Below are 12,504 nucleotides of genomic sequence, written 5' to 3' on the forward strand. Positions count from 1 at the left end.
AACCAAGAACTGACAGTTGCCCCTATGAAGGGTGAAAGAGAAATGTTAAGGGTAACAGACAAAATTACCGCTTTATATTGCAGACTTTCTCAGGAAGATGCATTGGCTGGCCATAGCAATTCCATTGTGAATCAGAAAAATATACTGCTCCAATATACCGAGGATAATCGCTTTCCGAATCCAACTTTTTTCGTAGACGATGGCTACAGTGGCACTACTTTTGACCGGCCTGGTTTCTAGAAAATGCTGGATGAAATTGAATCCGGAAATGTAGCGGTTTGTATCACAAAAGACCTTTCGAGACTTGGCAGAAACTCTGCTATGACTGTCCTGTACACTAACATCACATTCCCGAAACACGGTGTCCGCTATATTGCCATCAATGATAATTTCGATACCAGCAATCAGAATAGCATGTGGATTGATATGGCAGGCATCAAGAACTGGATCAATGAGTTTTATGCCCGTGATACCAGTCGCAAAATCAGAGCTGTCAATAAATCCAAAGGTTCCTGTGGTATTCCACTTACAACCAATGTTCCTTACGGATATATGAAAAATCCGGATGATCCCACCCGTTGGCTCGTTGATGAAGAAGCAGCTATCGTTGTAAAGTATACCTTCAAGATGGCAATGGAGGGACGTGGGCCGAGCCAGATTGCAACGCAGCCGACCAAGGACAAGGTACTTACTCCAACAGCCTATAAGCAAAAGCAGGACTTAAATACTCCACAGGCGACACCGGAGAATCCAAGTAAATGACATCAGACCACAGTGAGAAAAATACTGGAACGCAGAGAATATACAGGCTGTATCGTCAACTTCAAGACCTTTACCAATTCCATTTGGGACAAGAAAAAGCGTGACAATCCGGTAGAAAATCACTCTGTTTTCTATGATACTCACGAAGCAATCATTCCAGAGGATATATTCGAGAAGGTTCAGGTGTTGTGTCAGAATCGCCAACGCAAATCCAAGACAGGTAAAACAAGCCTGTTCTCCGGCATAGTATATTGTGCCGATTGTGGTGAGAAGCTGTATTACTGCACAGCTAACAATTTTGAGAAGCGACGGGATTTCTTTGAGTATTCCACCCATCGTAAGAACGATGAAAAATGCAAATCCCACTATATCCGTGCAGTCGTTTTGGAGAATATGGTGTGGATGCACATGAAAACTGTCATCAGCTATATTCTCCACTATGAAGATCACTTCCGTGTAGTTGTGCAGGAACAGCAAAAATAGAAAGTGATGAAAAGATATAGGCATGGAGAAAGCAGCTGACACAGGCTGAAAAACGTATTGCTGAGTTGGACAGACTGTTCGTGAAGATTTATGAGGACAATACCAAAGGAAAACTGTCTGACGAGCGTTTTTCTATGATGAGTGGAAACTATGAAGCGGAACAGAAAAAGCTCAGCATGGACGCTGTAGAGCGTCAGAAGAATATCGAAAAACAGGAGCGTCAGAATGAATGATTGAAGAAATTTATTCAGAAAGCAAAACACTATCAGGAACTGAATTCGCTGACTCCTGATGCGCTGCGAGATATGGTCAGTGCCATCTATGTAGGTGCGCCGGACAAGTCTTCCGGCAAACGTCAGCAGAAAATCGAAATTTACTACGACGGTGCAGGATTTATTCCGCTAAACTTATTGATGCAAAGAGAAACAGCGTAACCGAAGTCACGCTGTTTCTCCCCGAAAATCGGAACTTTTAAATTTTTCCTATTTTACGGGCACCACCCTGATGGTGGCTCTTTCTTGTCTCCGCGTCCGAGTCGTATCGTTCAGCGCAACGCAATGCTCTCGTTTCCCGCGACCGCGTGGAGCGTGTTTTCTTCCGTGAGTTCCGGGCAGGAAATCTGCACATAGTCGCAGGCACTGCGCGGAAGCTCCCAGTAGAGCACACTACCGTCTCCCCGCTGCACGGAAATCTGTTCTCTCGCCGGATGCTCGCTCTTCAGCTCCCACTCGAAGAAAGGCTGTGCGGACTCTGTCGAAATCTTCTCCGCCCGCGCCTTCATGCCCGAGGCAATCAGGACGCCGCCGTCCACGCGGCAGCTGCCATTCCAGTCGAGCGCGGCATCCTGCATCCTTTCCCGTGTCGGAGCCGTTGATATAACTTGTGCCGCCGCTCATCTCTATGGTCTTGCCCTCGATGCCCTCGCTCGTATGCGCAAACACATAGGAACCGCCGGACAAGATCACCGCGCCGTCGGAGCTTACGCCTTTGCCCTTGTCGCCCTGTGCGCTCGCCCGGACCGCGCCGCCCTGCAAGGTGACGCTCTCTTTGCCGCAGAAAATATCGTCCTCCGTCCGGAGATCAAAAATCCCCTCAGCGACAATCAGCTCACCCTTTGCGACAATTCCGCGCTTTGCCGCTTTGATATTCGCGCTGCCGCTGCCCCGCAACGTGAGATTTCCCTCGGCAAAGATTGCCGCGTCCACGCCTTTGGGATCCGCCGCCGCGCCATCCTTCTTTTCTCTTCCGTCTGTCTCGATGCTGTTCGTCTCTTCGCCCGCAAAAATCAGCGTGACCGAGACATTCGCCGCGCGCACTTCGATCGGCAGGCGGCTCTCTCCCGTCAGGCGGTAAGTCCCGCCCTCGTGAATCACGAGCACCCCCTTCTCGACTTCTGCGCCGCGCCCTTCAATCTTCGCGCTGTCCCCCCGCAGGAGAATATTGACCGAACCCGCAGCGGCGTTTGCGGGAGATGCTGTCTCCTCCGCTCCGGTCGCTGTGACTGCCTCACGACTGCCGCAGCCGGAAAGCGCTGCGAGGAGAACTCCCAGACCAAGCAGCAGTTTGATGTGCAACGCTCTGTTACGCTGCCTCATTTCACACCTCATTTTGAAAAACTGTGATACCATCTAGGAAATAACCGGTTCCGAAAAGGGGGAACATACGATGACGATTTTACTGGTGGAGGATGAGAGCCGCCTCGCAGCGGCACTCATCGAACTGTTTCACGCCGAAAAATATCTCGCGGACCACGCGGACAACGGGGAGGACGGCCTCTACGCCGCCCTGCAAAAGGACTACGATGTCATTGTCCTCGATGTCATGCTCCCGAAAATGGACGGGTTTGCCGTGGTGCACGCGCTTAGGCGTGCCGGCAAAGAGACGCCTGTTCTCATGCTGACCGCGCGGGATGAGATTCGGGATAAAATCGAGGGCCTTGACCGCGGGGCCGATGACTATATGACCAAGCCCTTCGTCCCGGAAGAACTCCTTGCGCGCGTCCGTGCGCTCTCCCGCCGCCGGGGCGAAGTGCTGCTCAACGAACTCCGCTTCGGCGATTTCTGCCTGTCGCTCGCGACCAACGAGCTCGCTGCCAACGGCAAGACCGTGCGTCTTGCGTTTAAGGAGGCCGAGCTCTTAAAACTGCTGGTCGCAAACAAGGGAGCGATTCTCGGCAAAGAGACCATACTCCGGAAACTCTGGGGCGATGAGAGCGACGCCGTCGAAAACAATGTCGAGGCCTACATCTCGTTTCTCCGGAAAAAGCTCGCCTTTCTGGAGTCCCCGGTCAAAATTCAGGCGCTTCGCCGCCAGGGCTATCGCCTAGTAGAAGGAGATGCGCAGTGAAGCCGCTCCGCCTCTTACAGCGCCGTATCATCGCGACGAATCTCGCCTTTGTCCTGCTTCTGCTCTTCGGTATCCTGACCGCGCTCTTTTTAAACGCCCGCGCCCGCTCCCTGAAGGAGGCAGGCCGCTATCTCGGCGCCGAGCTCCGCTTTGCGAGTACCTTTTCCGCGCACGAAGCAGCGAGCGGCAAGCCGGACAGCAATACCGCACCGCCGTACGGTGAACGGATGCAGCAGACCTATTATCCCTATGTCATTTTTTCAAAAAGTGAGACCGACGGCAGCTATACCGTCTCTACCACGCAGGATCTTAGCCTGAGCGACACGGATACCTCCCGCTTGCAGAGCCTGTTGCAAGAAATCGCCGGCAAAGATACGGATACCGCACAGACAAAGCCGCCCGAAAAGCCGGAAGAGAGCGAACATCTGACGCATGCCTTTTCCTCTTATTATTATGTACAGGGGCGACAGGGCGGCAAGCGTGTCTTCCTCGTCACCTCGCTCGACAACCTGAATGCCTCTCTGCTCCTCTTTGCCGCGGAACTCAGCGGCATTTTTCTGCTCGCGGGTCTCCTCGTCTTCGGGCTCAGCTTCTTTCTGGCCCGGATGAGCCTCCGTCCGGTCGAACACGCCTTTTCGGAGCAACAGCGCTTTGTCCAGGATGCCTCGCATGAGCTGAAAACCCCGCTCACAGTCATCCTCGCAAATCTCTCCATTCTAAAATCGCATCCGACGGCGACCATACGGAAAGAGGCACTCTGGATTCAAAATACCGAGACCGAGGCGAAGCGCATGCAGGAACTCACCGAGCGCCTCTTATTTCTCGCCAAGGCGGATGCCAAAAACATGCCGCCGCGAAGCGAAGTGCTCTCTCTCTCAACCCTGGTCGAGTCCACGGCCCTTCCCTTCACGGCACTCGCCTTTGAGCGAAAGCTCTCCCTCGCGCTGGACATTTCCCCGGCACTGTCCGTGAGAGGCGACGCGCAGACACTCGCCCAGCTCCTTGCGATTCTGCTTGACAATGCGCTGAAATATGCCGCGCCCGGCACCGAAGTCACCGTGCGCCTCTGCCGTCAGAAAAAGCATGCGCTGCTCTCCGTTCATAACAACGGGGAGCTCATCCCTGCGGATGCACTCCCCCGTCTCTTTGACCGCTTTTTCCGCGTGGACAAGTCGCGCGCCCGTGCGGCGGGCGGTTACGGCCTCGGTCTATCGATTGCAAAGACCATCGCGAATGCCCACGGCGGCGATATTCGCGCCGATAGCACTGCGGAACACGGCACCGTGTTCACCGTGACGCTCCCGCTCTCAGAATAAATTGCGGGGATCGTCCGGAAACAGCGCCTGGTTTCGCGGCAACACTTCATAAAAGTCCGCAAAAACACGGTTGCTGAGATCGATTCCCCGCTCCGTGAGCCGGAGCATCGGTGTATCGACCTCCAGAAGACCGAGCGCCGTGTTCTTCCGGATTGCATCCCCGAAGAGGTCAAACATATTCAGGTGAAAGAGGTCATAAAAATCCGCCCCCGAGACGCCCTTGGTCATGCGGAGCCCGAGGTACATAAACTCTTCCATCTCGTCCGCAACCGTGAGCGCCACCAGATCCTGGTAGAGCGGCATCAGATCCCGGTGCATCTCGACCGCCATGTAGCGGTCCAGCCTCTCCTCCGAGTGAAAACGGTGGTGCTTTAACTTACTGGAGGCGCCGAGCCCCACGCCGAGGTAGTCGACGCCGGTCCAGTAGCCGATGTTATGGCGGCATTCCTTGCCCGGGCGGGCATAGTTCGAAATCTCATAGCGCGTAAACCCGTACTCCTCCAGCAAGGTCTTGGTCTCCGCGTACATCTCGCGCTCTTCGTCCTCGCCGGGAAGTGCTTTCTGCCCCTCCTCGCTGCCGTAGAGCGCCGCGAACGGTGTCCCGGGTTCAATGATCAGCGAATAGGCCGAGATGTGCTCCGGGTGGAGGCGCAGCACCTTTTTGAGGCTCTGGCGCCACTTGTGCAGCGTCTGGTGCGGAATGCCGCTCATCAAATCGATGTTGATGTTGTCAAAATGCGCCGCCCGCGCGAGCTCGTAGCTGTGAAGAAAGTCGTTGTAGCTGTGAATTCTCCCGAGCAGTTTCAATTCTTCATCGTCCGCGGACTGGAGCCCCAGACTCAGGCGGTTGATGCCGGCCTCGCGGTAGTATTCGAGTTTGGTTGCGTCGAGGGTTCCCGGGTTACACTCAATCGAGATTTCGGCATCCGCCTCGACCACAAAGTTCTCATAGACCGCCGAGATAATATTCTGAATTTGCAGACCGCTCAAAATAGAAGGCGTCCCGCCGCCGATAAAAATGCTGGAGAGCTGATACTCGGGAAGTATCTGCCCCTGGGCGCGTATCTCTTCGATCAATTGGTTGATATAGGCGCGCTGCGCCTCCGGCGTGGATTCGCCGGAGAGAAAGTCGCAGTAGCGGCATTTCGAGGCGCAGAACGGAATGTGGATGTACAGTTCCAGCTTTTGTTTCTCACTCATCGCTGAGTTTCAAGACGCTCATGAACGCCTTCTGCGGTACCTCGACGGAGCCGATCTGGCGCATGCGCTTCTTGCCTTCCTTTTGTTTCTCGAGCAGCTTCTTCTTCCGCGAGATGTCGCCGCCGTAGCACTTTGCGAGCACATCCTTCCGCATTGCCTTGACGGTCTCGCGCGCAATAATCTTCGAGCCGATGGCCGCCTGAATCGGAATATCGAAGAGCTGACGCGGAATCTCCTTCGTGAGCTTCTCGCACATCTTCCGCCCTCTCTCGTAGGCGCCGTCCGCAAAGACGATGAACGAGAGCGCGTCGATGGTCTCACGGTTAATTAAAATGTCGAGCTTCACGAGCTTCGAGGGCCTATAGCCCTTTAACTCGTAGTCGAGCGACGCATAGCCCCGCGAGCGGGACTTTAACGCGTCAAAGAAATCGTAGATGATTTCATTCAGCGGCAGTTCGTATTTCAGAATCGCGCGGTCCTGCTCCATGTAGTCGGTGCCGAGGTAAAGGCCGCGCCGCTCCTGGCAGAGCTGCATAATCGGCCCGATGAACTCACGGGTCAGCATGATTTCCGCCGAGACCACAGGCTCTTCCATGTGCTCGATCTCCGCGGCATCCGGGAGATTCGAGGGATTCGTGAGTTCCAGCATCGTGCCGTCCGTCTTATAGACGCGGTACACGACACCGGGCGCTGTCGTCACGAGATCCAGATCATACTCGCGCTCCAATCTCTCCTGAATGATTTCGAGGTGCAAGAGCCCGAGGAAACCGCAGCGGAAACCGAAGCCAAGCGCGAGCGAGGTCTCCGGCTCATAGGTCAGAGACGCATCGTTTAACTGCAGCTTTTCCAGCGCGTCGCGAAGATCCTGATACTGCGCGGCATCTGCGGGGTAAAGACCGCAGTAGACCATCGGCGTGACCTTCTTATAGCCCGGGAGCGCCTCTGCCGCCGGATTCTTCGCGTGCGTGACCGTATCGCCGACCCGCGTGTCCCGCACATTCTTGATGCTCGCGGTGAGGTAGCCTACCATACCGGCCGAGAGCTCGTCGCAGGGGATAAAGCGCCCCGGCGCAAAGTAACCGATTTCGACCACATCCATCTCCGCGCCGGTCGCCATCATGCGGACGCGGTCGCCCTTCCGGACCGTGCCGTTCTTCACGCGGAGAAAGACAATAACGCCCTTATAGCTGTCGTAGAGCGAGTCGAAAATCAGCGCCTGCAGCGGCGCCTTTTCATCGCCGCCCGGCGGCGGCAGCTGCTTCACGATGGCCTCCAGCACCTGATCCACATTGAGTCCGGTCTTCGCGGAAATACGCGGTGCGGACTCCGCCTCGATGCCGATGACATCCTCGATTTCCGCCGCGACCTTATCGGGCTCCGCGCTCGGCAAGTCCACCTTGTTGATGACCGGAATAACCTCGAGGTCGTGATCCAGCGCCATGTAGACATTTGCGAGCGTCTGCGCCTCTATGCCCTGGGAGGCATCGACCACAAGCACCGCGCCGTCGCAGGCCGCGAGCGCGCGGGACACTTCATAATTAAAGTCAACATGTCCGGGTGTGTCGATCAGGTTGAAAATATACTCCTCGCCGTCGGCTGCGCGATACACCGTGCGGGTCGCCTGGCTCTTGATTGTGATACCGCGCTCCCGCTCGAGCTCCATCGTGTCCAGAATCTGATCCTGCATCTCCCGCTCGGTGAGCAAACCCGTCTTCTCGATGATGCGATCGGCGAGCGTGGATTTACCGTGGTCGATGTGCGCGATGATACAAAAGTTTCTGATATGTTTTCTGTCGTAAGTCGGCATGCTTCCTCCATCAAAACCTTCGGCAGACTGCGCCTTCGCTGCCGCAATGATTTGAAAAAAGAATAACATTTTTACTATTCTCTTTCAAGTGAGCCTTGACACTCCCGCGCCTTTGCCCTACAATTTGAGGGTATGTTTACATTGAACTGTCCGTGTCCAGACTTCGATGCGAACGCCCACAGAGAGCAAGACATTTGCGCGGCTGCCCGTCCCTGACGGTTGTCTTGATGACTGTGAAACTATCATCGTATCCGTGAATGGGAGGAAAAGAAATTGGCAAACATCAAATCCGCGAAGAAGAGAATTCTGACGTCCGCAAAGAGAGCAGAGAGAAACAAGGCTGTTAAGTCCGCTGTCAAGACCGCTGTCAAGAAGGTCGACGCAGCTGTCGCAGCAGGCGACAAGGCAGCAGCAGAGGAGAGCTTCCGCAAGGCAGAGCGTGCGCTCACGATGGCAGCTTCCAAGGGCATCCTGCACAAGAACACTTCTTCCCGCAAGGTGTCTCGCCTCTCGAAGTCTGTTGCAGCAATCGGCTAATCGCTGCCATAGAACAAAGGCAAAAGCAGAGTGGATTTCCGCTCTGCTTTTTTCTTGCCGTTTTTTACTTATCTCTGTAGTGAGAGCCGCACCGGACAATCTGAAATTGTAAAATCCTTTTTAGCGTCTTTTTGTCCTGCTTTAGCCAATATTCAAAATCTCCCCACGCATCTTCTGTCCACGCTTTAATCATCGAGCTCCACTTCGTGGACCGTACCGCCCGTTGCCTCCATTTCGGCAATGGACTTTTTCAGCCTCGTCATATTGGCAGCGCTGTAAAAGGGATCTTTTTCTGCGGATATCTCAAAAGGTATTCTCCGCTCTCTGACAGCGGTTTTTGCAAACACGCAAAATGCGGTCGACATGCTCATACCGATATCGGAGCAGAACGCGTCAAACTGCTTCTTTAAATCCTCATCCATGCGAATGTTGATGCTTGTTTGTGCCATGTTGTCCCTCCTTTTATATGCATTGTATCTACATTTGCCGCAAATAACAATACAAAAAGCAGCGCAGAATTTTCCGCGCTGCTTTTTTTCTATTTCTGTCGGAAGCTATTTCCTATTCTTCATTAATTCCCGCTTGCCACGCGCTCACTCATATACATCTTGGCATCCGGATGGCGCTGTAACAGCGTCACCGGGAAGGAAGCGCTGACTTCGCCGTAAGCCGCGCGGCGAATGACCGAGTAGTGCCAGTCGCGGAACATGCCGAGACGCACCTTCTTTGCCGAGAGAATCTGCTTCATGCCTATGGTCACGCAGAGCGAAGGCATGTCCTCAAGCGCGCCGCGGAGGTCGCCGATCGAGTTCACCGCGCGGGTCTCCGGCGCAATCGTGCGGACGCGGGTCGGCAGCGCCGCAAACTCTTCGGGGGAAAGTTCCGGCTGGGACTCATTGAATGCGAGGTGACCGGTGATGCCGATGCCGCCGAAGCAGATATCCGCGCCGCCGAGCTTCTCCAGCAGCTCATCGCCCTTCTCCGGGTGATGCGGATCCGGGAAAATGCGCTGTTCTTCCGGGATGTTTAACTCAGGCGCAATCTTGCTGTACACGGTTCTCTCCATGAAGCCGCGGAAGGAAAGTCTGTCTTCCTTCGGGACCCACTCGCCCTCATCGGTCAGGTACTCGTCCATGTTAAAGAACCAGCAGTCCTTTAACGAAACCTTTCTCTCGTTCACGAGGCGCACAAAAATCGGGTAGTGTCCCACCGGTCCCACCGGGCAGATGAACACCGTGCGGCGTCCCGCCGCATTGTTCTTCTCAATCTCCTCTACCATCTCGAGTGCGAGCTCATAGAACGCCTCTCCGGGCTCCTTGCAGACAACAATCGGAATTTTTGCGTCCTTCCCGAGTTCCTCTCTGCCGATTTCATAATACGAATGATACGAATGTCCTGCCATGATGCCTCCTTCTCTGCTCTCTGTTTTCAGTCAAAGTTACAAAACGCGCCGCGAAGCATGACGCGGTGAATCTCATCGTCTTTTAAAATCAAGAGGTCTGCCCGCTTGCCCGGGGTCAGACTTCCGATTCTCTTCTCCTCCCCGAGAAGGCGCGCCGCATTCTCCGAGAGCAAGGGAACCAGTTCCGCAGTAGGCCGCCCCGTGAACTTCCTTAGGTTCCGGAAGGCGCGCGCCATGGTGAGCGTGCTTCCCGCGCGGGCATCCCCGTGCTTTAAGTGCGCATCGCCGTCCTTCACCACGACCTCGTTGACGCCGAGCATGTATTCGCCGTCCGGCAGTCCCGCCGCCATGATGGAGTCCGTGATGGCAATCGCGCGGTCAAGTCCCTTCGCCTGTAAGTAGAGGCAAATGCTGCCCGGGTGTAAGTGGAGACCGTCCGAAATCATCTCGCAGTAGACCTCTTCCGAGGCGAGCACCGCACCGAAAATGGCCGGCTCGTGGCGGTCAAAGGGGCGCATCGCGTTACCGGTGTGCGTCGCCGCACGAGCTCCCGCAAAAATAGCCTGTTCCGTGGTCCGGTAATCCGCATCCGAGTGACCGAGCGCCGTGACGATGCCGAGCGCGCGGAGCTTCGGAATCAGCTCAATGGCACCCGGCAGCTCCGGCGCAAGCGTGATATAGCGGATGTGCCCCTCTGCCTTTTCCTGGTAGCGGGCAATCAGTTCATAGTCAGGCGTGCGGAGCAGGCTCTCCGGCATCGCCCCTTTATGCTTCGGGGACAAGAACGGCCCCTCTAAGTGGATGCCGAGTAAATCGGCGCCTGCGTGCGGTAGCTTCCTCCAGTCGAGAAAAGCCTGAATGGCGCGCTCCGTCTGCGCTTCCGTATCGGTCAGAATCGAGCAGAGAAAGCTGCCCGTCCCCTGACGCGCAAAAAAACGCGCCAGTTTTTCAAAGTCCTCGGCGCTCGCCGCATTGACATCCACGCCGACCGCACCGTGCGTGTGAATGTCCAAGAAGGCCGGTATGACCGCCGCCCCTCCGAGTTCCAGCACTTCCTCATTCGCAAGCGGCATAAGGCCACCCGCGGTCTGCGGGGAAAATGCCGCAATCGTCTCGCCCGTCACGCGGAGATCCCCCGATACCAGGCGTTTTTCGTAATAAAAAGAGCCGTTCTTTAAGAGCATTTCTGCCTCCCCTCTTGTCCGAGCTGTACCGGCTCCAGTGTAGTCCATTCCGGGCACTTTCTCAAGTCTAACAACAACACCGGGCCTTTGGTTCCGTCTTTTTCTGTGCAATATGGTCAGCAATGCTTTCACGCCCTCGCATTCGCGCTCACATTGTCAACAAAATATCAAAGTCAATTCCCGGTAAACAGCAGCGAAGCGACACGGGCGCAACAACCCGCGCGGAACCGGGCGTAGAGATTCGCGGTCGCAGTGCGGCTCCCCCCTCGCAAGCTCTTGTGTACTTTTTACAGAATTTCATTCTATTTCACCTGTTTAACCTAATTTTTGTCCATACATTTCTCACATCAATCAATTTTCTTAAGCATTTTTACCGTAAATCTTTATTTTATTGTTTGTATATCTGTTGAAAAGACGACAGTCGTTCGTTAAGATTTACTTGTACAGAGGGGAGGTGTCTGCTGCAGAAGAGAGGACTATTGTGAAAAAATTAAGGCAGTTTGCAAGCCTGGTACTGACTGTGGCAATGGCTGTTTCGCTCTGCGCCTGTGGCGGCACAAAGAAGGCGGAGACCAAGAAGCTGAAGGTCGGCATCTCCTGGTCGGAGGATAATCTCGACACCGCGAAAGACGACTACTGCAACGCCGTCATCAAGGCGGGCGGCGAACCCGTCTATCTGGCACAGTTCAAGACGGAAGAAGAGGCAGCGGCAGCCCTGAAGGATCTGGATGCGCTTGTCATGACCGGCGGCGAGGACATCGATCTCTCCTACTATCACGAGACCAAGGATCCGCTCCTCGAGAAGTCCAATGAAGCGCGCGATGTCTCCGACTATGCGCTGATCAACGCAGCCATCAAGACGGATATTCCGACGCTTTGCACCTGCAGAGGCATGCAGTTTCTGAACATCATCTGCGGCGGAACATTGTATCAGGACTTCCCGTCCAAAGTCGAGAGCGACATCATCCACCGCGACCCGAACCACAAGGTCTTTGCCTACCACGACATCACAGTTGACGGCAACAATATTGTGGCAGATGCTTTCGGCGGCGCGGGTACCTATGAGGTCAACTCCTGGCATCACCAGGCTGTGGACAAACTCGGCGATCACCTGAATGTCGTCGCCAAGTCTGCCGACGGTATCATCGAGGCCGTCGTAAAGGATGACAATACCTACTTCATGGGACTGCAGTTCCACTCGGAAGCGCTGATTGTCGAAGACGGCAAGGATGCCTATCTCCCGTTCTATCAGAATCTCCTCAAAGCGGCAGAAACCAAGAAGCAGAAATAAACCGTTTTTGCATCTGTATCGGATTCAACGTTCCTGATACCTCATGACTGACCCTATGGCAGCGGCATCACCCCGCGAAAAAAGGAATCCCGGATGAACTTCGGGATTCCTTTTCGCTTGTAAGGCTGTCTCAACGGTGCCGCGTAACCGATGTTCCCTTTCGCCGCGGCTCTTTT

At 54.8% G+C, this 12,504-nt stretch carries 13 protein-coding genes and 1 pseudogene; 8 read left to right on the forward strand and 6 right to left on the reverse strand.

Annotated features, from left to right (window positions below):
- The first annotated feature begins 42 nt into the window (after positions 1 to 42).
- From HMPREF9623_RS11770 to HMPREF9623_RS11785, 4 genes and pseudogenes are all read left to right on the forward strand, one after another.
- Positions 43 to 762: pseudogene (locus HMPREF9623_RS11770) on the forward strand (recombinase family protein).
- Positions 763 to 774: 12 nt separating this feature from the next.
- On the forward strand, positions 775 to 1,245 hold the full coding sequence (locus HMPREF9623_RS11775) for a recombinase family protein (RefSeq protein WP_009532676.1): 471 nt from the start codon (positions 775 to 777) through the stop codon (positions 1,243 to 1,245).
- A gap of 80 nt (positions 1,246 to 1,325) precedes the next feature.
- Positions 1,326 to 1,478: a hypothetical protein gene (locus tag HMPREF9623_RS11780; protein ID WP_242822155.1), complete on the forward strand. Its 153-nt coding sequence runs from the start codon at positions 1,326 to 1,328 to the stop codon at positions 1,476 to 1,478.
- Positions 1,479 to 1,679, forward strand: coding sequence for a DUF4368 domain-containing protein (locus HMPREF9623_RS11785; RefSeq protein WP_009532677.1), 201 nt, complete (start codon positions 1,479 to 1,481; stop codon positions 1,677 to 1,679).
- Positions 1,680 to 1,910: 231 nt separating this feature from the next.
- Here HMPREF9623_RS11785 and HMPREF9623_RS04335 read toward each other — a convergent pair whose 3' ends face one another.
- On the reverse strand, positions 1,911 to 2,840 hold the full coding sequence (locus tag HMPREF9623_RS04335) for a carbohydrate-binding domain-containing protein (RefSeq protein ID WP_009532678.1): 930 nt from the start codon (positions 2,838 to 2,840) through the stop codon (positions 1,911 to 1,913).
- Between the two features lie 70 nt (positions 2,841 to 2,910).
- Here HMPREF9623_RS04335 and HMPREF9623_RS04340 point away from each other — a divergent pair, with 70 nt between their 5' ends.
- Positions 2,911 to 3,591, forward strand: a complete 681-nt coding sequence (locus tag HMPREF9623_RS04340) for a response regulator transcription factor (protein WP_009532679.1) — start codon at positions 2,911 to 2,913, stop codon at positions 3,589 to 3,591.
- A complete protein-coding gene (locus HMPREF9623_RS10840; protein WP_009532680.1) occupies positions 3,588 to 4,907 on the forward strand; it encodes a sensor histidine kinase in 1,320 nt (439 codons plus the stop codon). The genes HMPREF9623_RS04340 and HMPREF9623_RS10840 overlap by 4 nt, the downstream gene beginning before the upstream one ends.
- On the opposite strand, the gene hemW is transcribed toward HMPREF9623_RS10840, so the two are convergent.
- Entirely contained in the window at positions 4,899 to 6,107 is a 1,209-nt protein-coding gene (gene hemW / locus HMPREF9623_RS04350; protein WP_009532681.1) for a radical SAM family heme chaperone HemW, read from the reverse strand. The genes HMPREF9623_RS10840 and hemW overlap by 9 nt on opposite strands.
- Complete coding sequence (gene lepA / locus HMPREF9623_RS04355) at positions 6,100 to 7,914, reverse strand: translation elongation factor 4 (RefSeq protein WP_009532682.1); 1,815 nt, start codon at positions 7,912 to 7,914, stop codon at positions 6,100 to 6,102. Before lepA ends, hemW begins: the two co-directional genes overlap by 8 nt.
- A gap of 273 nt (positions 7,915 to 8,187) precedes the next feature.
- Between lepA and rpsT the strand changes: the two genes are divergently transcribed.
- On the forward strand, positions 8,188 to 8,451 hold the full coding sequence (gene rpsT / locus HMPREF9623_RS04360) for a 30S ribosomal protein S20 (protein ID WP_009532683.1): 264 nt from the start codon (positions 8,188 to 8,190) through the stop codon (positions 8,449 to 8,451).
- Positions 8,452 to 8,636: 185 nt separating this feature from the next.
- Here the strand turns inward: rpsT and HMPREF9623_RS04370 are convergent, their stop codons facing one another.
- From HMPREF9623_RS04370 to nagA, 3 genes are all read right to left on the reverse strand, one after another.
- Positions 8,637 to 8,900: a type II toxin-antitoxin system RelB/DinJ family antitoxin gene (locus HMPREF9623_RS04370; protein WP_009532684.1), complete on the reverse strand. Its 264-nt coding sequence runs from the start codon at positions 8,898 to 8,900 to the stop codon at positions 8,637 to 8,639.
- Positions 8,901 to 9,022: 122 nt separating this feature from the next.
- A complete protein-coding gene (locus HMPREF9623_RS04375; protein ID WP_009532685.1) occupies positions 9,023 to 9,853 on the reverse strand; it encodes a sugar phosphate isomerase family in 831 nt (276 codons plus the stop codon).
- A gap of 26 nt (positions 9,854 to 9,879) precedes the next feature.
- Complete coding sequence (gene nagA, locus HMPREF9623_RS04380; protein ID WP_009532686.1) at positions 9,880 to 11,037, reverse strand: N-acetylglucosamine-6-phosphate deacetylase; 1,158 nt, start codon at positions 11,035 to 11,037, stop codon at positions 9,880 to 9,882.
- A 481-nt stretch (positions 11,038 to 11,518) separates the two neighbouring features.
- On the opposite strand from nagA, the gene HMPREF9623_RS04385 reads away from it, so the two are divergent.
- A complete protein-coding gene (locus tag HMPREF9623_RS04385) occupies positions 11,519 to 12,328 on the forward strand; it encodes a gamma-glutamyl-gamma-aminobutyrate hydrolase family protein (protein WP_009532687.1) in 810 nt (269 codons plus the stop codon).
- The last annotated feature ends 176 nt before the right edge of the window (positions 12,329 to 12,504 follow it).

The organism is Stomatobaculum longum (assembly GCA_000242235.1).
GTDB classification, from domain to species: Bacteria; Bacillota; Clostridia; order Lachnospirales; family Lachnospiraceae; genus Moryella; species Moryella longum.

What these genes read in the sequence shown, in the direction of transcription:
- HMPREF9623_RS04335 (WP_009532678.1), bottom strand. Translation starts at nt 2,840, where the DNA reads ATGAGGCAGCGTAACAGAGCGTTGCACATCAAACTGCTGCTTGGTCTG.
- HMPREF9623_RS04340 (WP_009532679.1), top strand. Translation starts at nt 2,911, where the DNA reads ATGACGATTTTACTGGTGGAGGATGAGAGCCGCCTCGCAGCGGCACTC.
- hemW (WP_009532681.1), bottom strand. Translation starts at nt 6,107, where the DNA reads ATGAGTGAGAAACAAAAGCTGGAACTGTACATCCACATTCCGTTCTGC.
- lepA (WP_009532682.1), bottom strand. Translation starts at nt 7,914, where the DNA reads ATGCCGACTTACGACAGAAAACATATCAGAAACTTTTGTATCATCGCG.
- HMPREF9623_RS04370 (WP_009532684.1), bottom strand. Translation starts at nt 8,900, where the DNA reads ATGGCACAAACAAGCATCAACATTCGCATGGATGAGGATTTAAAGAAG.
- HMPREF9623_RS04375 (WP_009532685.1), bottom strand. Translation starts at nt 9,853, where the DNA reads ATGGCAGGACATTCGTATCATTCGTATTATGAAATCGGCAGAGAGGAA.
- nagA (WP_009532686.1), bottom strand. Translation starts at nt 11,037, where the DNA reads ATGCTCTTAAAGAACGGCTCTTTTTATTACGAAAAACGCCTGGTATCG.